Source organism: Nocardioides sp. Soil774, assembly GCF_001428125.1.
Lineage (GTDB): Bacteria > Actinomycetota > Actinomycetes > Propionibacteriales > Nocardioidaceae > Nocardioides.
Window position 1 is genome coordinate 1 of record NZ_LMSM01000001.1, and the last position, 18493, is coordinate 18493.

General features: G+C 72.6%; 18 protein-coding genes. 9 read left to right on the forward strand and 9 right to left on the reverse strand.

What is annotated here, in order from left to right; translation table 11 throughout:
• Positions 1-49: 49 nt before the first annotated feature.
• The 3 genes from ASG76_RS00005 to ASG76_RS00015 all read right to left on the reverse strand — a co-directional run bounded on the left by ASG76_RS00005 (position 50) and on the right by ASG76_RS00015 (position 3051).
• Positions 50-1189, reverse strand: coding sequence for an IS30 family transposase (locus ASG76_RS00005; RefSeq protein WP_414858311.1), 1140 nt, complete (start codon positions 1187-1189; stop codon positions 50-52).
• Positions 1190-1440: 251 nt separating this feature from the next.
• Entirely contained in the window at positions 1441-2208 is a 768-nt protein-coding gene (locus tag ASG76_RS00010; RefSeq protein WP_056598161.1) for a lysophospholipid acyltransferase family protein, read from the reverse strand.
• Between the two features lie 48 nt (positions 2209-2256).
• Positions 2257-3051: a pentapeptide repeat-containing protein gene (locus ASG76_RS00015; RefSeq protein WP_056598163.1), complete on the reverse strand. Its 795-nt coding sequence runs from the start codon at positions 3049-3051 to the stop codon at positions 2257-2259.
• Between the two features lie 239 nt (positions 3052-3290).
• Between ASG76_RS00015 and ASG76_RS00020 the strand changes: the two genes are divergently transcribed.
• The 4 genes from ASG76_RS00020 (at position 3291) to ASG76_RS00035 (ending at position 7896) form a co-directional block, all read left to right on the forward strand.
• The gene (locus ASG76_RS00020; protein ID WP_056598166.1) at positions 3291-3791 is read left to right on the forward strand and encodes a general stress protein; all 501 of its coding nucleotides are present in this window, start codon (positions 3291-3293) and stop codon (positions 3789-3791) included.
• A gap of 77 nt (positions 3792-3868) precedes the next feature.
• The gene (locus tag ASG76_RS00025; protein ID WP_056598170.1) at positions 3869-4144 is read left to right on the forward strand and encodes an iron-sulfur cluster biosynthesis family protein; all 276 of its coding nucleotides are present in this window, start codon (positions 3869-3871) and stop codon (positions 4142-4144) included.
• 203 nt (positions 4145-4347) lie between these two features.
• The gene (gene clpB, locus ASG76_RS00030) at positions 4348-6930 is read left to right on the forward strand and encodes an ATP-dependent chaperone ClpB (protein ID WP_056598174.1); all 2583 of its coding nucleotides are present in this window, start codon (positions 4348-4350) and stop codon (positions 6928-6930) included.
• Between the two features lie 132 nt (positions 6931-7062).
• Entirely contained in the window at positions 7063-7896 is an 834-nt protein-coding gene (locus ASG76_RS00035) for a CPBP family intramembrane glutamic endopeptidase (protein WP_235529353.1), read from the forward strand.
• 3 nt (positions 7897-7899) lie between these two features.
• Here the strand turns inward: ASG76_RS00035 and ASG76_RS00040 are convergent, their stop codons facing one another.
• Both ASG76_RS00040 and ASG76_RS00045 read right to left on the reverse strand, forming a co-directional pair.
• Entirely contained in the window at positions 7900-8337 is a 438-nt protein-coding gene (locus ASG76_RS00040; RefSeq protein ID WP_056598177.1) for a hypothetical protein, read from the reverse strand.
• Positions 8338-8347: 10 nt separating this feature from the next.
• Complete coding sequence (locus ASG76_RS00045; protein ID WP_056598183.1) at positions 8348-9760, reverse strand: FAD-binding oxidoreductase; 1413 nt, start codon at positions 9758-9760, stop codon at positions 8348-8350.
• Positions 9761-9881: 121 nt separating this feature from the next.
• Here ASG76_RS00045 and ASG76_RS00050 point away from each other — a divergent pair, with 121 nt between their 5' ends.
• The 3 genes from ASG76_RS00050 to ASG76_RS00060 all read left to right on the forward strand — a co-directional run bounded on the left by ASG76_RS00050 (position 9882) and on the right by ASG76_RS00060 (position 13708).
• Positions 9882-11675, forward strand: coding sequence for a sensor histidine kinase (locus ASG76_RS00050; RefSeq protein ID WP_082587133.1), 1794 nt, complete (start codon positions 9882-9884; stop codon positions 11673-11675).
• 85 nt (positions 11676-11760) lie between these two features.
• Positions 11761-12261 carry a hemerythrin domain-containing protein gene (locus ASG76_RS00055; protein ID WP_056598192.1) on the forward strand — a complete coding sequence of 167 codons (501 nt, stop codon included), beginning with the start codon at positions 11761-11763 and terminating at the stop codon, positions 12259-12261.
• Positions 12262-12328: 67 nt separating this feature from the next.
• Positions 12329-13708 carry an NAD(P)-binding protein gene (locus ASG76_RS00060; protein ID WP_056598194.1) on the forward strand — a complete coding sequence of 460 codons (1380 nt, stop codon included), beginning with the start codon at positions 12329-12331 and terminating at the stop codon, positions 13706-13708.
• Position 13709: 1 nt separating this feature from the next.
• On the opposite strand, the gene ASG76_RS00065 is transcribed toward ASG76_RS00060, so the two are convergent.
• Complete coding sequence (locus tag ASG76_RS00065; protein ID WP_056598196.1) at positions 13710-13946, reverse strand: hypothetical protein; 237 nt, start codon at positions 13944-13946, stop codon at positions 13710-13712.
• Between the two features lie 112 nt (positions 13947-14058).
• Here ASG76_RS00065 and ASG76_RS00070 point away from each other — a divergent pair, with 112 nt between their 5' ends.
• Positions 14059-14970, forward strand: a complete 912-nt coding sequence (locus ASG76_RS00070; RefSeq protein WP_056598200.1) for a glucose 1-dehydrogenase — start codon at positions 14059-14061, stop codon at positions 14968-14970.
• On the opposite strand, the gene ASG76_RS00075 is transcribed toward ASG76_RS00070, so the two are convergent.
• From ASG76_RS00075 to ASG76_RS00085, 3 genes are read right to left on the reverse strand one after another with little or no spacing between them, the layout of a single operon-like run.
• On the reverse strand, positions 14960-15775 hold the full coding sequence (locus ASG76_RS00075; RefSeq protein WP_056598205.1) for a hypothetical protein: 816 nt from the start codon (positions 15773-15775) through the stop codon (positions 14960-14962). The genes ASG76_RS00070 and ASG76_RS00075 overlap by 11 nt on opposite strands.
• Positions 15772-16713 (reverse strand): PfkB family carbohydrate kinase, encoded by a 942-nt coding sequence (locus ASG76_RS00080; RefSeq protein ID WP_056598208.1) that lies wholly within the window; start codon positions 16711-16713, stop codon positions 15772-15774. Before ASG76_RS00080 ends, ASG76_RS00075 begins: the two co-directional genes overlap by 4 nt.
• A complete protein-coding gene (locus ASG76_RS00085) occupies positions 16710-17255 on the reverse strand; it encodes a cysteine hydrolase family protein (protein ID WP_056598210.1) in 546 nt (181 codons plus the stop codon). Before ASG76_RS00085 ends, ASG76_RS00080 begins: the two co-directional genes overlap by 4 nt.
• Positions 17256-17348: 93 nt before the next feature.
• Between ASG76_RS00085 and ASG76_RS00090 the strand changes: the two genes are divergently transcribed.
• On the forward strand, positions 17349-18464 hold the full coding sequence (locus tag ASG76_RS00090) for a hypothetical protein (protein ID WP_056598212.1): 1116 nt from the start codon (positions 17349-17351) through the stop codon (positions 18462-18464).
• Positions 18465-18493 lie beyond the last annotated feature (29 nt).

Here is an 18493-nt window from a genome sequence, read left to right on the forward strand (position 1 = left end):
GACCCGTCGGGTGGCGCCGAGGGCAACGCCACCTCTTCCGCCGGCGGATTCAAGCGGTGGATGCAACACCGGTTGGTTTTGGTGGGTTTGACAGTAGTTCGTCGAGTGCTTGTGCTGGTGTCCTCCAGCCGAGGGTCTTGCGGGGTCTGCGGTTGAGCTTGGCTGCGACGTGGTCGAGGTAGTCGAGCTGGTAGACCGACAGGTCGGTGCTTTTGGGGAAGTACTGACGCAGCAGGCCGTTGGTGTTCTCGTTGGTGCCGCGCTGCCAGGGCGAGTGTGGGTCGCAGAAGTAGATGTCCAGGCCGGTCGCGGCAGCAATCGCGGGGTGGGAGGTCATCTCGTGGCCCTGGTCCCAGGTCAGGGTGCGTCGCAGGGTCTCGGGAAGTCGACTCATCGTGTCGACCATGGCCGCGGCGACCGCGTCAGCGCCGTGACCCTCGGGCAGGTGCAGCAACATCACGAACCTGGTGGCGCGTTCGACGAGGGTCCCGATCGCCGAGTTCGACGCCGTCGAGCCCATGATCAGATCACCTTCCCAGTGCCCCGGCACGGCCCGGTCGGCGACCTCGGCGGGCCGTTCGCTGATGTTGACCATCCCGGGGATCCGGCCGCGTCGCTCACCCTCGACCCGGCGGACCTTGCGCACCGCACGGCCCGTCCGCAGCCGTTTGTGCAGGTCACGACGCAGTTCACCGCGCCCTTGGACGTACAAGGCTCGGTAGATCGTCTCGTGGCTCACACGCATCTCCGCGTCGTCGGGGAAGTCGATCTTCAGCTGTGCCGAGATCTGCTCAGGGGACAACTCATCCTCGAGCAGATCCTGCACCTTCTCGTGCAGTCGAGGATTCGCTACTAGCTTCCCGCCCCGCACGCGTCGGGCGCGGTGATCGGCGGCGAGCTGGGCCGTGACCGCCCGGTATCTGGGAAGTCGGTCGGGAAAGACGGTCGAGCCCCTGACCAGCTCGCGACCGACCGTGGCCCGGTGACAGCCGATCACACGGGCAATCTCAGCTTTCGACACTTTCGCGGCATGCAGCAGCGCGATCTCCTCACGCTGCTCCACCGTTAGCCGGGGACGCGTGGTGGCCGGCTCAGGCAATCGGGGCATCACACCACCACGCTCGCGGTACCAGTCCATCCCAGCGAACCTCGACGCGCCAACTTTCTGTGCCGCCTCCGCGACCGTCAGCCCCTCACGTACAAGACCCCAGAACTCGCGACGTACCTGCTGGGGAAACACCCGCCGAGCCGCCATCGCAAACACCCCTCACTACGAGGTGTTGCATCCAGACCTTGAACCCAAGNCCCCAGAACTCGCGACGTACCTGCTGGGGAAACACCCGCCGAGCCGCCATCGCAAACACCCCTCACTACGAGGTGTTGCATCCAGACCTTGAACCCAAGGCCGCCGAACGTGGCTGGGTCACCGCCCGCGAAGCATCAGCCCTGCAGCGCGTCCTCGGGTACCCCGCAGGGGTGGGGCGCCTGCTCCCCGCGGAGCTCGGCGACCTGGGCGACCAGGACGGCCATCACCTCGTCGGCGACCCGCCGCACGGTCGCGTCGTCGACCGGCTGGTCGCCGCTGTCGCCGGCGAGGCGGCGTACGTCGATGGGCTCGCCGACCGCGACGGCCACCCGAGGGCGCAGCACGGTGTTGCGCAGCAGGCGGGCGAGGATCCCGGTCTTCCCGACGACCTGCTGGGCGCCGACCATCGCGACCGGGACGACGGGTGCCCCGGTGCGCAGCGCCAGGCGTACGGCGCCGGTCTTGCTGCGCTCGGGCCAGTGCTGCGGGTCGCGGGTGATGCGGCCCTCGGGGAAGAGCCCTACCGCCTCGCCGGCACCCAGCGCGACGGCGGCCGCGTCGAGCGCGCCGGCCGCGGAGCCGGTGCCGCGCAGCACGGGGATGAAGCCGAGACGGCGTGCGAGCGGGCCCACCAGTCCATTGCGGAACACGCCGCCGGTGGCCATCAGTCGCAGCGAGCGCCCGAGGCGGCGGCCGACGATCGCGAGCAGGACGCCGTCGGCGAAGCTGGTGTGGTTGGCCACGACGATGACGGGGCCGTCGGGGAGGTCCCCGGACGGGACGGCCCGCCGGGTGAGCTCGAGGCGGCTGACGGCGGACACGAGGCTGCCCAGGAGGCCGGCGGCGACGGCGTAGAGCAGGGCGGCACGGAGGCCCGGGCGCTGCCAGGAGGTGGGTTCCATGGAGCGAGTGTCGGGCACCGGCGCAGTCGCCTGCGTGCGTACGAGGACTCAGCTCTGCGCGGCGGTCCAGTGGCGCGGTCGCTCCAGCCCGGCGGGGAGCACGGTGGTCGCGTCGCCGATCGCCGCGTTGACCTGCGGCTGGGCCAGGAACAGCGTGTTCGAGAGGTCGCAGCCCCGCACGTCGGCATCGCGCAGGTCGGCGCCCAGCAGGTCGGCCTCGCCGAGGTCGGCCGCGCGCAGGTCAGCTCGGATCAGCACCGCCCCGCGGAACGACCAGCCGCGGTGGTCACCCGAGAGGCAGTGCCCGGCCAGGTCGTGCCGGGACCGGTCGCGCGCCGCGTGGTGGGCGCGGCGTACACGGGTGCTCGCGGCGCCCAGCAGGTCGCCCACCCGCTCGTGGATGCGGTCGATCTCGGCGAGCAGCAGCGACTCGGGGTCGGCCGCGGTGAGTTCCGTGATCTCCGCCCGCGCAGCGGCGGCGGCCGGGTCGGGGGAGCGGCGCTCCGCCTCGTCGAGGTGCACGAGCATCTCGTGGAGCTGTCGCATCACCGAGAGCACAGCCGCCATCTCGCCGAGGTTGTCCTGCTCGCGCCACGAGACGCCCCCGTAGGTCACCTGCGAGACCTGCTGGCCGGCGCCGAAGCACTCGAAGACGGTGCAGCCGGGCCACCCGTCCTCGCGCAGCGTGGCGTGGATCCCGCAGCCGTCGCTGTCGGTGAGGTGGTGACAGGGGCGTCCGCTCGGCTTGTCGACGCCGAAGCCGGACGAGGCCGAGAACGGCAGCAGCACGCAGCAGAGGCCGAAGCAGGAGGAGCAGTCGGAGGTCAGGGCGCGGGACGACATCCGGAGGATCGTGTCATGCGCGTGGTGAGGCTAGGGCCTCAGGCGTACCAGCCGTTCTGCAGGGCGAACGCGTTGAGGAACAGGAGCGCCACGAACGCTGACGCGACGAACCGGTTGTCGAAGATCAGCTTGGCCATACAACGAGTCTGCCTCGCTGTCTGGGGAATCAAACAGTTCGAAGGTAAAGATTTGTCGCAGACGCCCGGCTCCGCTCCGCGGCCGGGTCGTATCGTGATGACATGCCGACCCCGGGCCTGCCTCCCGTCTCGCCGCTCAAGCTGCAGTTCCCGCAGTCGCTGGCCGTCTACGACGACTATTCCGCGGCCCAGAAGAGCGTCGACTTCCTCGCCGACGCCGAGTTCCCCGTCGACCAGCTCATGATCGTCGGCACCGACCTCAAGCGGATCGAGCGGATCACCGGCCGGCTCACCTGGGGCCGTATCGCCGTCGGTGGCATCGCGTCGGGGTTGTGGCTCGGCGTCTTCATCGGACTGGTGCTCGCACTGTTCACCACCTCCAACCTCTGGGAGGTGCTGCTGAGCACCGCCTTCATGGGCGCCACCTTCGGCCTGGTCTGGGCCCTGGTCGGCTACGCGTTCACGCACGGCCAGCGCGACTTCTCCTCGGTCACCCAGGTGGTCGCCACGAAGTACGAGGTGCTCGTGGAGAACAAGCACGCCGCTCGGGCCCGCGAGCTGCTCGCCGGGCTGCCGGGCGCGCTGCCCGACCCGTTCGCCTGACGTGCCGCGGGTTTGCCCGACCCGATGATCCGAGACATGGTGGAGGGGACACATTCGCCACACGGATTGGAGAGCCCATGCTGACTCTCACCGAGAACGTGACCGAGATCGTCAAGCAGCTGACCGACGAGGTGCCGGAGATCTCCGCCCTGCGCATCGCCGCCGAGCCCGACGGGCAGGCGCTGTCCGTCAGCCCGGCCGACCAGGCGGCACCGACCGACCAGGTCATCGAGCAGGACGGCGCCACCGTCTACGTCGACGGTGCGGCTGCCGAGATGCTGGACCAGATGGTGCTCGACGGGGGCGTGGACGAGGACGGCAACATCCAGTTCGCCCTCGGCCAGCAGGCCTGAGCCGCAGCACGGCCGTACGCCGGAGCCCCGGACCCTCAGGGGTCCGGGGCTCCGGTGCGTGCGGACGCTCGCGCCGAGATTTCCCAAAGTTGAGGGGAATCGACTCAACTTCTGGCGCGTTGTGAGGAGTGGGACCACAGTGGTCTCGTGACGGGCGCGAGAGCGCCTCCTCGACCAGCGAGCACGCATGAGAAGGAGCAGAGTTGAGCCAGTTCGGTGCCGAGAAGTTCACCACCCGCAGCCGCGAGGTGATCGAGGCCGCCCAGCTCGCCGCCACCACCGGCGGCAACACCACCACCGAGCCCATCCACCTGCTCGTCGCCCTGCTCAAGCAGGAGGACGGCGCCACCCGCAGCCTCGTGCAGAAGGCGGGCGTCGACGCAGGCCTGCTGCTCGCCCAGGCCGAGCGCGTGGCCCAGTCCCTGCCCCGCGCGACCGGCTCGACCGTCCAGCAGCCGAGCGCGTCGGCCTCGCTGACCCGCGTGCTCGCCTCCGCGATCGACCTCGCGGGGTCGATGAAGGACGACTACGTCGCCACCGACCACCTGCTCGTCGCGACCGCGACGGTCGAGTCGTCGGCGCAGAAGGTGCTCACCGACGCCGGCCTCGACGCCGCCGGGCTGCGGGAGGCCATCACGGCCGTCCGCGGCAACCGCCGGGTGACCAGCGAGGCCGCCGAGGCGTCGTACGAGTCGCTGGAGAAGTACTCCGTCGACCTGACCCGGGCTGCCGAGGACGGGCGCCTCGACCCGGTCATCGGCCGGGACGCCGAGATCCGCCGCGTCGTGCAGGTGCTCTCGCGACGCACCAAGAACAACCCCGTGCTGATCGGCGAGCCGGGCGTCGGCAAGACCGCCGTCGTCGAGGGCCTGGCCCAGCGCGTGGTCGCCGGCGACGTGCCCGACTCGCTCAAGGGCCGCCGGGTGCTGTCGCTCGACCTGGCCGCGATGGTGGCCGGCGCGAAGTACCGCGGCGAGTTCGAGGAGCGGCTCAAGGCGGTCCTGGAGGAGATCAAGGACGCCGGCGGGCAGGTCATCACCTTCATCGACGAGCTGCACACGGTCGTCGGCGCAGGCGCCGGGGGCGACTCCGCGATGGACGCCGGCAACATGCTCAAGCCGATGCTGGCGCGCGGCGAGCTGCACATGATCGGCGCGACCACGCTGGACGAGTACCGCGAGCGCATCGAGAAGGACCCCGCGCTGGAGCGCCGCTTCCAGCAGGTCTTCGTCGGCGAGCCGAGCGTCGAGGACACCATCCAGATCCTGCGCGGCATCCAGGAGAAGTACGAGGCGCACCACGGCGTGCGGATCACCGACGCCGCGCTCGTCGCCGCTGCCACCCTGTCGGACCGCTACATCACGGGCCGCCAGCTGCCCGACAAGGCCATCGACCTCATCGACGAGGCGTCGTCGCGCCTGCGCATGGAGCACGAGTCCTCGCCGGAGGAGATCGACCAGCTCCGCCGGCAGGTCGAGCGGCTCAAGATGGAGGAGTTCGCGCTGGCCAAGGAGACCGACGCGGCCTCCGTCGAGCGCCTCGACGTGCTGCGCCAGGACCTCGCCGACAAGGAGGAGGAGCTGCGCGGGCTCGAGGCCCGCTGGGAGCGCGAGAAGGACCAGCTCCAGGGCGAGGGCGAGCTGCGTCGCCAGCTCGACCAGCTCAAGATCGAGGCCGAGAAGAAGCTCCGCGAGGGCGACCTCGCGGGTGCGTCGGAGATCCAGTACGGCAAGATCCCCGAGCTCGAGAAGCAGATCGCCGAGGTCGAGAAGGCCGAGGCCGTCGACCTCGAGCCGCTCGTCGGCGAGGAGGTGGGTGCCGAGCAGATCGCCGACGTCGTCGAGGCCTGGACCGGCATCCCCACCGGCAAGATGCTGCAGGGCGAGACCGCCAAGCTCCTCGAGATGGAGCAGGTCATCGGCGAGCGCCTCATCGGCCAGCGCGAGGCCGTCACCGCCGTCAGCGACGCCGTACGCCGCTCGCGCGCCGGCATCGCCGACCCCAACCGGCCGACCGGGTCGTTCCTCTTCCTCGGTCCCACCGGCACGGGCAAGACCGAGCTCGCCAAGGCGCTGGCCGACTTCCTCTTCGACGACGAGCGCGCGATCGTGCGCATCGACATGAGCGAGTACAGCGAGAAGCACTCGGTCTCCCGGCTCGTCGGCGCTCCTCCCGGCTACGTCGGCTACGACGAGGGCGGTCAGCTCACCGAGGCGGTGCGCCGCCGGCCCTACAGCGTGGTGCTGCTCGACGAGGTCGAGAAGGCGCACCCGGAGGTCTTCGACATCCTGCTGCAGGTGCTCGACGACGGACGCCTCACCGACGGCCAGGGCCGCACGGTCGACTTCCGCAACACGCTGCTGATCCTGACCTCCAACCTCGGCTCGCACTTCCTGGTCGACCCGATCCTCGAGCCGGTCGCGAAGAAGGAGTCGGTGATGGGCGTGGTGCGCTCGCACTTCAAGCCCGAGTTCCTCAACCGGCTCGACGAGGTGGTCATGTTCGACGCGCTGGGCATGGCCGACCTGGCCCACATCGTCGACCTGCAGCTCGCGCTGCTCGAGAAGCGGCTGGCGGTCCGCCGGATCACCATCTCGGTCACCGACGCGGCGCGCGCCTGGCTGGCGGAGACCGGCTACGACCCGGCGTACGGCGCCCGGCCGCTGCGCCGGCTCATCCAGTCGGCCATCGGCGACCCGCTCGCGCGCAAGCTGATCGCGGGCGAGGTCACCGACGGTGGCACGGTCACGGTCGACGTGGGCGAGGGCGGGCTCGTGCTCCTCTGACGCAGCCGGCTGTAACGCCGGGTTGGTGCTTGTTCTACCCATGTTCTACGGGGGTGCCTACATGTACTAACCCGGCGTTACAGCGCGCCCGCCGGGCTGAGGCCCGTTGCGGCGTGGGGGATGCTGGGCACCGTGACCACGACGACCGACGGCGTACGCCCGTGGTGGCGGCTGCGCGACACCCCGGTCCCCGGGGGCGTGCCCGACCTGGCGAGGGCGCTGCTCTGGGCCGAGCTCGCGATCGTGCTGCTGGTCTCGCTGGGGCGCTCCGCGGTCTACTCGGTCGTCAACCTGCTCGGCGCGCTCACGGCCCCGGGGCCGCTGTCGGCGCAGGGTGCGAACCTCAACAACTCGCTCGCCCCCGACCGCCCGTGGCTCGACCTGGCCTACCAGCTGCTGCGGATCGGCTTCGCGCTGGTGCCGGTCGCGCTGGCGGCGTACCTGCTGGTGCGCTCGGGCACGCGGCTCCGGGACGTCTGGGCGCGTGACGGCGGGTGGTTCGCGCTCCGGGACGCGGGGCGCGGCGCGTTGCTCGCGCTCGGCGTCGGGTCGGTCGGGGTCGTGTTCTACCTCGCGACCTTCGCGCTCGGGACCAACCTCACCGTGGTCGCCCAGTCGCTCCCGGGGGAGTGGTGGCGGGTGCCGGTGCTGGTGCTCGCGGCCGCGGAGAACGCGGTGCTCGAGGAGTACGTCGTCCTCGGCTTCGTGCTCGTGCGGCTGCGCCAGCTCGGCTTCGGCGACACCGCGGCGATCGGTCTCGCGGCGCTGCTGCGCGGCAGCTACCACCTCTACCAGGGGCTCGGCGGCTTCGTCGGCAACCTCGCGATGGGGCTGCTGTTCGGCCTGCTCTACCGCCGCTGGGGCCGGGTGATGCCCTTCGTCGTCGCGCACACCCTGCTCGACGTGGGGGCGTTCGTCGGCTACGCCGCCCTCGCGGGACGCGTGGACTGGCTGCCGACGCTGTAGGTGCTACTCGCCGGTCTCGACCTCGTGCAGGTCCTGCTCGGCCTCGTCGGACGACGCGCGCCGACCGAGCCAGCCGCCGCCCCACAGGGCGACCGCCACCAGGACGGGCTGGAAGAAGAGCCGGATGAGCCGGGCTCGGTCGGTGTCGAGACCGAAGGCGTCGGTGCCCTCGACGTACTGCGCGATGTTGCCCGGGAAGATCGCGACGAAGAAGGCCGCCAGCAGGGCACCGATGGTGCGCCGGTGCTTCGGGAGCGCGACGAACGCGGCACCGAGGCCGATCTCGACGACACCGGAGCCGAGCACGGTGAGGTCCTCGTCGACGGGGAACCAGTCGGGCACCTGGGCCTGGAACTCCTGGCGCTGCGTGGTCAGGTGGAGGACGCCCGCGGCGACCATGAAGCCGCCGAGCACGACGCGGGCGACTGTCTGGGACTTCATGGACCCCAGCCTAGGGCGCGGGCAGGAGCACGCCGGGGTTCATCAGGCCGTCGGGGTCGAGCGCCCGCTTGAGCGCGCGCATCAGGTCGACCTCCACCTCCGACTTGTACGACGCCGCTGCCGCCGCCTTCGTCCGGCCGAGGCCGTGCTCGGCGCTGATGGAGCCGCCGGCGGCTGCGACCGCGTCGTGGACCGCGGTGGTGAGGTCGGCGGCCGCCGCGCGCAGGTCGTCGTCGCCACCGACGGGCGCGTTGAGGTTGTAGTGGAGGTTGCCGTCACCGACGTGGCCGTAGGTCACCAGCCGCACCCCCGGCAGCAGCTCCTGCAGCCGCGGTCCCATCGCGTCGGCCCAGTCAGCGAGGCCGGCGATCGGCAGCGTGACGTCGTGCTTGAGGGTGGCGCCCTCGACCTTCTGGACCTCCGAGATCCCCTCGCGCAGCGCCCACAGTGCGGAGCGCTGCGCCCGGCTGGTCGCGATCGCCGCGTCGGTGACCGCTCCCGCGTCGACACCCAGGTCGAGCAGCCGCTCCAGCGAGTGGTCGAGGCCGTCGTCGGAGGCGGTGCCGGCGAGCTCGACCAGGACGTACCAGTCGCTGGGCGCCCGGAGTGGGTCGGCGGCCGCGGGCAGGTGGGTCAGCACCAGGTCGAGCGCCTGCCGGTTGGCGATCTCGAAGGTGGCGAGGTGGGCGCCGGCCTCGCGCTGCGCGAGCGCGAGCAGCGCGACGGCGTCCTCGACGGACGGCACCGCGACCCACGCCGTCGCGTGCCGGGGCGTCGCCGGGAAGAGCCGCAGGACCGCGCCGGTGATCACGCCGAGCGTGCCCTCGGAGCCGACGAAGAGCTGGGCGAGGTCGTAGCCGGTGTTGTCCTTGCGCAGGCCGCGCAGCCCGTCCCAGACCCGGCCGTCGGGCAGCACCACCTCGAGCCCGAGCACCAGCTCGCGCGTCATGCCGTAGCGCAGCACCGCGGTGCCGCCGGCGTTGGTGGCGAGGTTGCCGCCGATGGTGCAGCTGCCCTCCGAGCCCAGCGACATCGGGAAGAGCCGGTCGACCGCGGCGGCGGCCGTCTGCACGTCGGCCAGCACGACGCCGGCGTCGACGGTGATCGTGGCGGCGACCGGGTCGACGTCGCGGACCGCGCGCATGCGCCCCAGCGACAGCACGACCGCGCTGCCCGAGCCGTCGGGCACGCCCCCGCCGACCAGGCCGGTGTTGCCGCCCTGCGGGACGAGCGGCGTACGCGTGGCGGCGCAGGCGCGGACCGCGGCGGCCACCTCGGCGGTCGAGCCGGGCCGCACCACGGCGAGCGCCCGGCCGCGCTGCGTGCCGGTCCAGTCGACGACGTACGCCTCGACGTCGGCGGCCTCGGTGAGCACGTGGTCGTCGCCGACGGCGGCGCGGAGGTGGTCGAGCAGGTCCGTCATGCCGCCCATCCTCGCCCTTGAGGGGTGGTCGACGAACAGCTTGTGTGATTCCTTACCACTGCAGCCCGTGCCCGTGTGAGAGTTGGGCACTCGTCAAGGCGACCCGGACAGAGAGGCAGGGATGAGCCAGCCAACGGCACGTGACCGCGCAGTGGTCCCGTGGTCCGACGACCAGACCCGGCTCCACCTCCAGGTGCTCGTCGAGGGCGTGGCGGGCCTCGCCGGCTTCGAGCAGTCGGCCGTCACCCTGCGTCGCGACGGGGTCTTCGAGGTCCTCGCCGCCGCGGGTGTCTCCGACGGGTTCGTGGGCACGGTCGTGCCGAGCTCGGTCATCGACCAGGAGATCGCCCTCGCCGAGGTGTGGGGTGCCTGGCGCTTCGTGCACCACGACAACATGGTGGTCGACGTCGTCGACTACATGCACGTCCCCGACATCACCCCGCTCGAGGGCGACGACGCCTGGCACCCGCTCGACAGCCTCTTCGCGCCGCTCTACGACGACGACGGCGTGCTGCGCGGCAGGCTCGGCGTCGACAGCCCGCGCAACGGTCGGCTGCCCGGGCCCGAGCAGCTCGAGGTGCTCACCCAGTACGCCGGCCTCGCCCGCACGCTCGTCCTGCTGGCCCTCGAGCGCGAGGAGCTCTCCGAGCGGGTCAGGCTGGCGACCGAGGCGCGCGAGATCGTGCGCCAGGCGCTGGGCGAGCCGACGCTCGACCGCGTCCTCGAGGCGTGCCGGCACGCCGTGGTGTCCTGCTTCGACGCCGTGGGCATGTGGCTGACCGCCTTCGACGTCGACGGCGGCACCTCCACGACGTCGTTCTCCCTGCGCGGCGACGCCGAGCTGCCCTACGACGAGATCGACGAGGACGTCATCGCGCTGGCCCACCACTACTGGGACCACCAGTACGTCGCACCCTTCTCGCGCCACCAGCGGGAGCAGCCCGGCCTGTCCGCCGACGACGCCGAGCGGCTGCTGGGCTTCCTCGACCGCATCGGCATCGGCTCGGTGCTCTTCATCCCGCTCGGGGTCGGCCCCGAGTGCCTCGGCTTCCTGGTGCTCACCCGGGTCTCCGACAGCCGCACCTGGACCGACGTCGAGCTCGACGCCGCCCGCGACATCGGCCGTGACCTCGGCCGCGCGGTCGCCAACGCGCGCCAGCTCCAGCTCGAGCGCGCCGTCGTCGACCGGCTGCGCAAGCTCGACAGCTATCGCGTGGAGGTGGTCAACACCCTCGGCCACGAGCTGCGCAACCCGCTGTTCTCCATGAGCGCCAACCTCGAGCTGCTCGAGGTCAGTGACCTCGACGACGAGGCGCGCAGGTCGGTGGCCGCGGCCTCGCGCGGTGCGACCCGCATGCGAGCGGTGATCGACGACCTGCTCACCATGGCCCAGATGTCCGACCCCCGCCGCGAGTTCGACCCGATCGCGGTCGACCTGTGCCGCGTGGTCGGCGACGTGCAGCAGGAGTGCCACGCGGCCGCCACGGCCGGCGGCGTGGAGTGCATCCCCGAGCTGCCCGACGGCCCGGCGCTGGTCGTGGGCGAGCCGGAGGAGCTCTTCCAGCTCTTCTCCAACCTGATCGGCAACGCCGTCAAGTACACCGATCCCGGCGGGCGGGTCCTCGTGCGCATCGAGCCCGGCGACGAGACGGTCGTCATCACGGTGGAGGACGACGGCATCGGCATCTCCGCGCACGACCAGGAGCAGCTGTTCCGCGAGTTCTTCCGCTCCACCAACCCCGAGGCGCTGGCCAAGCCCGGCACGGGTCTGGGCCTGGCGATCGTGGGACGCATCGTCGACCGACACTCCGGCACGATCGAGGTCGAGTCCGAGCGCGGCCGGGGCACGACGTTCACCGTCACCCTGCCCGCCTGGACCGGCGCGCTCGCCGTGGACGTCGTCGAGGCGGGCTGACGGTCCGTGGCCGGCCGCCGGCGTTGTGCCGGCGTACTTCGGGGTACGTGGTGCGGGTCATCACGACCCACCAGGAGGCCCCACCATGTCGAACGACGCCATCGTCCTGCTCAAGGACGACCACAAGCAGGTCCGCAAGGTCTTCCGCGACTTCCAGTCCGCGGGGGAGGGCGCCACGGCCCGCAAGGGCGAGCTCGTCGAGAAGATGATCGAGCTGCTCACCCAGCACACCTACATCGAGAACGAGGTCATGTACCCCCGGGTGCGCGAGCTGCTCCCCGACCTCGAGGACGACGTGCTCGAGTCCTACGAGGAGCACCACGTCGCCGACGTCCTGGTGATGGAGCTGGCGGGGATGAGGCCGACCGACGAGCGCTTCGACGCCAAGACGACCGTGCTCATCGAGAACGTCACCCACCACATGGACGAGGAGGAGCAGGAGTGGTTCCCGAAGGTCCGTGAGGGCCTCGGGCGCAAGGCGCTGCAGGAGATCGGCGAGGAGCTGCTGGCCGCGAAGGCGAAGGCGCCCACGAAGCCCTCGCAGCCGAGTGCGCTGAAGAAGACGGTCGACGCCGTCCTCGACTGAGTCGCACCACCCGCCCAGGCCCGCGGGGCGCATGGACGCCGCGCCCCGCGGCTGCCACCGTGGACCCATGGAGGAGACACTCGACGTCGACCACCTCGTGGTCGGTGCCGGCGCGATGGGGATGGCGTACGCCGACGCGCTCGTCGACCACTCCGATGCCCGCGTGGCCGTCGTGGACCGGCGGCACGCGCCGGGCGGGCACTGGCTGGAGGCCTACCCGTTCGTGCGGCTGCACCAGTCGGCGTCGTTCTACGGCGTCGCGTCCACGATGCTCGGCGGCGGCCGGCTGCAGGAGCACGGACCGGAGGCGGGCCTGCAGGAGCGCGCCTCGCAGCCCGAGATCGTCGCCTACTTCGCCCGGGCCGCGGACCGGATGCGGCGCACCGGTCGCGTCGAGCTGCTCACCGGGGCCGACTTCGTCGGTGACCGCACCGTCGTCTCGCGGGTCTCGGGCCGGCGATGGGTCGTGCCGGAGCCCTGCCGCATCGTCGACGCCCGCTACCTCGCGCCCTCCATCCCCGCCGAGTCGCCGCCCCCCTTCGCGGTCGGCGACGGCGCCCGGGTGGTGCCGGTCAACGACCTCGTGCGGCTGGAGGAGGCGCCGGGCCACTACGTCGTCGTGGGCTCGGGCAAGACCGCGACCGACGCGTGCGTGTGGCTGCTCGGCCAGGGCGTCGACCCCGGCGCCATCTGCTGGGTGCGCCCGCGTGACCCGTGGATGCTCAACCGGGCGCTCATCCAGCCCGACCCCGCCGTGTTCCTCGGGGTGCCGGCGGCGATCTTCGAGTCGGCCGCGGCCTCGACGTCCCTCGACGAGGTGTTCCTGCGCCTCGAGGAGGCGGGCGTCATGCTGCGCATCGACCGCTCCGTGACTCCGACGATGGCCAAGGCGCCGACGCTCGGCGAGTGGGAGCTCGCGCTGCTGCGCTCGGTCGAGGACGTCGTACGCCGCGGGCACCTCGCCGCGGTCGAGCGCGGTCGCCTGCACTTCACCGACGGCTCCACCGTGCAGGTCCCCGACGACGCCGTGGTCGTGCACTGCGCGGCTGACGGGCTGAAGAACCCGCCGCTGGTGCCGGTGTGGCAGCCCGGGCTGATCACCCTGCAGCCGGTGCGTGCGGGCTTCCCGTGCTTCGGTGCCGCGGTGACCGGCTACGTCGAGGCGACGCGCGACGACGACGACGAGAAGAACCGCCTGTGCCCGCCCTCGCGCTTCGGCGACTCGCTGGCCCAGTGGGCCGAGATGAACGTGCGCGGCACACGGGCCTCGATGGCGTTCGGCGCGGAGCCCGACATCGCGGACTGGGCCGCCACCGTCGCGCTCAACCCGGCGCGCGTCCCGCCGGGCCACCCCGGGTCGCCGGAGCTCGACCGGGTGCGCGCGCGGCTGGCCGCCAGCACGGGCCCGGGGCTCGTCGCCCTCGAGCAGATGGCGCGGGGGGCCTGAGTCAGGCCCTGCGCTTGCGGAAGGGCTGGGCGCGCTGCTTGCGCTTCATCGCCCGCGACTCCTTCATCAGCAACACCGGGTTGGTCGGGTCGCCACCCGCCGCCCGGTTGGCGCACACCACGCAGGTGCGCACGTCCTCGACGATCCGGCCGTCGGCGTCCAGCTGCACGACGCGGCGGTGGAGCGTGCGGCGGTTGCAGACGGGGCACCTGTCCAGGTGCTCGACGGTGGTCATCACGGCGGCAATCATGAGGGCTCCGCGGGCCTGTGTCACGACGATCGCCGGATTGCCACCCAGGTGGGTGGGGGGTGGGCCGCATCGGCGGCCCGGTGCCGGGTACGACGAGGCCATGAGCGACGCAGAGCAGACCCGTCAGGACCCCACCGAGGCCCACGACCAGCCCGACACCGAGGGCGAGCAGCTCCCGGCTCCCGGCGACCCGTCGTCGGTGACCGCCGAGATGGGCGAGAAGCCCGACCACGGCGAGGACACCTACGTCGGGCACGACCGCCTGCTCGACCAGGTGGCCGTCATCACGGGCGGCGACTCCGGCATCGGCCGGGCCGTGGCGCTGGCCTTCGCCCGCGAGGGCGCCGACGTCGTCATCGCCTACCTCGAGGGCGAGGACGACGACGCGAGGGAGACCGCGCGGATCGTCGAGGCGGCCGGCCGTCGGGCCGTGCTGGTGCCGACCGACCTCGTGCGGGAGGAGGCCTGCCAGGCGCTCGTCGACCGCGCGGTGTCCGAGCTGGGTCGCATCGACGTGCTCGTCAACAACGCGGCCTACCAGATGGCGCAGCCCGGCGGCATCGCCGACATCACCACCGAGCAGCTCGACCGGGTGATGCGCACCAACGTCTACGCGATGTTCTGGCTGTGCCGCATGGCGCTGCCGCACATGAAGGCCGGCGCGAGCATCATCAACACCTCGTCGGTGCAGTCGTCCTCGCCGTCGCCCGAGCTGCTCGACTACGCCACCACCAAGGCCGCCATCGTGAACTTCACGCGCGGCCTCGCCCAGTCGGTCGCCGAGCAGGGCATCCGCGTCAACGCCGTGGCCCCCGGCCCGATCTGGACTCCGCTCATCCCGGCGACCATGCCGCCGGAGAAGGTCAAGGACTTCGGCACCCAGACGCCGATGGGTCGCGCGGGCCAGCCCGCCGAGGTCGCCACGGCGTTCGTCTTCCTGGCCTCGCCCGAGTCGAGCTATGTCACCGGCGAGGTCATCGCGGTGACCGGGGGCAACCCGGTCACGATGTGAGCCGCGTGTAGCCCTCGCGGAAGCTCGCGTACGCCGGCGCCCAGCCGGTGGCGCGCAGCCGCGCGTTGGACAACCGCTTGCCGTGCCCCTGGGCGGGATCGGCGGCCGGGGGAGCAGGCGCCCCGAGCAGCGTCGCGAGGTGTGCCGCGACTGCGCCGAGCTGGGCCGGCTCGTCGTCGGTGCCGAGGTAGAGCGGCTCGGGCGTCGCCGGCATGGTCAGCAGGTGGACCACCGCTGCGGCTGCGTCCTGGCGGTGGATGCGGTTGGTCCACCGGTGCGGGTCGGTGATCCGGCCCTCGCGCACCTGGTCGAGCAGCCGCGTGCTGGCACCGCCGTACAGGCCCGACAGGCGCAGCACGGTGCCGTGCGGGACGCGGTCGCGGAAGGCCTCCTCGGCGAGGAGCAGCATCCGGCCCGGCCCGTCGGCCGGGGCCGCCGGCACGCTCTCGTCCTCGAGGTCGGGCAGGTCGTGGCTCGGGTGCACCGCGGTCGAGGAGACCAGCACCGCCCGCTCCGGCGGCTCCGGGAGGGCGTCGAGCGCGCGCGCCATGCCGTCGACGTAGGTCGCCCGGTAGGCCTCCTCGGTGCGTGGGCGGGCGGTGAGGGCGACGACGACGAAGCGGGGGCGTACGTCGGAGAGGTCGGGCGCCTCGCGGGTCAGGTCGACCGAGCGGCCAACCAAGGGAGGCGGCACGCGGGCCGCGTCGCGACGCAGCGCGAGCACGTCGTGCCCGAGGTCGGCCAGGCGCAGCCCGACGGCCGCGCCCAGGTCGCCGGCGCCGACGAGGAGGACGTCGGCCCTCATGCGCGTCCCGCCAGGAACTCGTCGACCTCGGCGGCGGTCGGCGCGGACTCGGGCCCGCGGCGGGTGACCTTGATGGCCGCGGCCGCGTTGGCGCGCCGGCAGCCCTCGACCCAGGGCGTGCCGGCCGCGACCTCGGCCAGCAGGGCGCCGGTGTGGGTGTCGCCGGCCCCGTTGGTGTCGACCGGCTTCTGCGGAAACCCGGCGACGTACGTCGTCTCGCCGCCCACGCGCACCGCGCAGCCCTCGGGTCCGTCGCGGACGATGGCCACGGCGTCGCCGCGCAGCAGGGGAGCGACCGCGGTGGTGAGCGCGGCGAGGTCGTCCGGCGGGACGTCGCCGACGGCGCGGAGCAGGTGCTCGGCCTCCTCGGCGTTGCTCGACCACACGTCGGTCACCTCGAGCATCGCGGCCCGCACGTCCTCGGCGAGCTCGGCGAAGGCGGCGCCCGGGTCGAGCACGACCACGACGTCGGGGTGGAGCGTCGGCAGCCAGGCCAGCAGCGGGTCGCGGGTGCTGTCGAGGGCCAGGGAGAAGCCGGTGACGCACACCAGGTCGCCCGCGCGGGGCGCCGAGGTGGCGAGCGACTCGACGGAGATGTGCCGCTCGGCACCGAGGGTGGTGACGAAGGTGCGCTCCGCGCTGGGCTCGACCATCACCACGCAGATGCCGGTGTCGAGGCCGGTCACCGGAGGGGCGGACACCGCGATGTGGTCGGCGGCGAGCGCGGCGCGCACGACGTCACCCTGCGGTCCGGTGCCGTGCGCCCCGGCGTGCACGCACTCCGCGCCGAAGCGGGCGGCCGCGACCAGCACGGTCACCGCGCCGCCGGCGTAGTCGGTGGCCGAGGACGCCATCACGTTCTGGCCGCGGGCGGGCAGGTCGGGCACCTCGACGACGACGTCGACCAGCGCCTGGCCCGTGTGGATGACGCGGCTCACGTGTTGAGCACCTCGTCGGTGGTGGCGAGGGTGATCTGCGGCGGGTAGAGCGACATCACGGTCATCGCCGCCGCGTGGTTCTCCGGCGTCGAGCCCGCGCACGCGTCGGTCACGACGGTGACCGTCGCACCGGCGTCGGCGGCCGCCAGCGCGGTCGAGACCACGCAGCAGTCGGTCGAGACGCCGGTGAGCACGAGGTGGGGCGTCGGCCCGGTGATCGCCTCCAGCTCGGCTCCCCACTTGCCGAAGGTCGGCACCGACACCACCCGGCGACCGAGGTCGGCCAGCTCCGGCACCAGCCCCAGGAGCGGGTCGTCGTCGGGCACGTCGGCGAAGGGCCACGCCTCGAGGTAGGCCTTCCAGCTGCCCTGCGGGTCGCGGCCGGGCACCCAGCGCGTGACGACGGTGCGCTCGCCGGCGACGGCCGCGAGGCGGCGTACGGGCTCGACGACCGCGGGGAACATGGGCGAGCCCCAGGGGCTGTCGGGCGAGGCGAAGATGCGCTGCGGGTCGATCACGACCAGCCAGGCGTCGGGGTGCATGTCGCCAGCCTGTCAGAGCCACCGAGACCGACCCCGGCACGACCCGCGCGACGCCGATGGGGCGTCGTTGGGCTGGTTGGGGACAATGGCGGGGTGAGCCAGCCCACCGAGCAGCGCCCGCCCCAGGTGACCCTGGCGTCGAGCATCGTCATGTTCGCCTCGCTGATGGTGCTCCTCGCCGCGTGGGAGCAGGTCTCCACGCTGGGCTCGCTGGAGACCCAGCAGGCGATCCGCGACTTCCTCGGGGAGGCGCCGTTCTCCTCCCTCGGCCTCGACGTCACGGGCGCGACCGAGGCCCTCCGCATCGCCTGCATGGTCGCCGCCGCCGCGGCGTGTGCCACGGGAGTGCTCGGCTGGTACGTCCGCAAGCCCGACCGCTCCGCGCGGCTCGGCCTGTCCGTCTTCGCCGTCCCCGTCTTCGTGACCGGTCTCGCCGCCGGCGGCCTGGCCGGCTCGTTCGTCGCCGCCGGTGCGGTGATGCTGTGGACCGCCCCGGCGCGGGAGTGGTTCGCCACGGGGCGCTGGACGCCGCCGTCGCCCGCGCCCGACAGGCAGGTGCGCGACAAGAAGGGGCCCGCCCAGCGGCGTACGACCCCCGACGAGCACGGCTCCGCGTGGTCCGCGCCGCGGCCTCCCGCGCCGGACGCCGGTCCGCCTCCGTCCACCCGTCCGTTCGGGGAGCCGGTCCGGGCGACGCACTCGCCCTACGGCCAGCCGCTCGCGCCCGACGCCGCTCCTGCGGCGGGCGTGGGCACCCGCCAGCAGCTGCTGCGCACCCGGCCCGGTGCCATGGTCGCGGCGTTCGTCATCACCGTCGTCACCGCCGGTGGGCTGCTGGGCCTGTCGCTGCTCTGGATCGCGATCGCGGGGCTCTCTCCCGACTTCCTGATGAGCGTGCTGGAGCAGCAGCAGCCCGACCTGCTCGACGACGGCATCACCCTGGACCAGGTGCAGAGCACGGTGTTCGCCCTCGCCGGCGGCTTCATCGTGTGGTGCGGCCTCGCGCTGGTCCTGGCCGGCTTCGCCATGGCCCGGCGCGACTGGGCGAGGCGGGGCCTGATCGTCAGCGCCGCGTTCAGCGCGGGCGCCTGCATCGCCCTGGTCGTCAGCACCCCCCTCACGCTCATCCCGGCGGCGGCCGCCGTCGCCACGGTCGTGTGCCTGCGGCGCGGCGACGTACGTCGCTGGTTCGCGCTCGAGCCGCGCTGACGCCTCGCCGGGCAACCGCCGACGTGGTG

What these genes read in the sequence shown, in the direction of transcription:
- ASG76_RS00010 (WP_056598161.1), bottom strand. Translation starts at nt 2,208, where the DNA reads ATGGAACCCACCTCCTGGCAGCGCCCGGGCCTCCGTGCCGCCCTGCTC.
- ASG76_RS00015 (WP_056598163.1), bottom strand. Translation starts at nt 3,051, where the DNA reads ATGTCGTCCCGCGCCCTGACCTCCGACTGCTCCTCCTGCTTCGGCCTC.
- ASG76_RS00020 (WP_056598166.1), top strand. Translation starts at nt 3,291, where the DNA reads ATGCCGACCCCGGGCCTGCCTCCCGTCTCGCCGCTCAAGCTGCAGTTC.
- ASG76_RS00025 (WP_056598170.1), top strand. Translation starts at nt 3,869, where the DNA reads ATGCTGACTCTCACCGAGAACGTGACCGAGATCGTCAAGCAGCTGACC.
- ASG76_RS00040 (WP_056598177.1), bottom strand. Translation starts at nt 8,337, where the DNA reads ATGAAGTCCCAGACAGTCGCCCGCGTCGTGCTCGGCGGCTTCATGGTC.
- ASG76_RS00045 (WP_056598183.1), bottom strand. Translation starts at nt 9,760, where the DNA reads ATGACGGACCTGCTCGACCACCTCCGCGCCGCCGTCGGCGACGACCAC.
- ASG76_RS00050 (WP_082587133.1), top strand. Translation starts at nt 9,882, where the DNA reads ATGAGCCAGCCAACGGCACGTGACCGCGCAGTGGTCCCGTGGTCCGAC.
- ASG76_RS00055 (WP_056598192.1), top strand. Translation starts at nt 11,761, where the DNA reads ATGTCGAACGACGCCATCGTCCTGCTCAAGGACGACCACAAGCAGGTC.
- ASG76_RS00060 (WP_056598194.1), top strand. Translation starts at nt 12,329, where the DNA reads ATGGAGGAGACACTCGACGTCGACCACCTCGTGGTCGGTGCCGGCGCG.
- ASG76_RS00070 (WP_056598200.1), top strand. Translation starts at nt 14,059, where the DNA reads ATGAGCGACGCAGAGCAGACCCGTCAGGACCCCACCGAGGCCCACGAC.
- ASG76_RS00075 (WP_056598205.1), bottom strand. Translation starts at nt 15,775, where the DNA reads ATGAGGGCCGACGTCCTCCTCGTCGGCGCCGGCGACCTGGGCGCGGCC.
- ASG76_RS00085 (WP_056598210.1), bottom strand. Translation starts at nt 17,255, where the DNA reads ATGCACCCCGACGCCTGGCTGGTCGTGATCGACCCGCAGCGCATCTTC.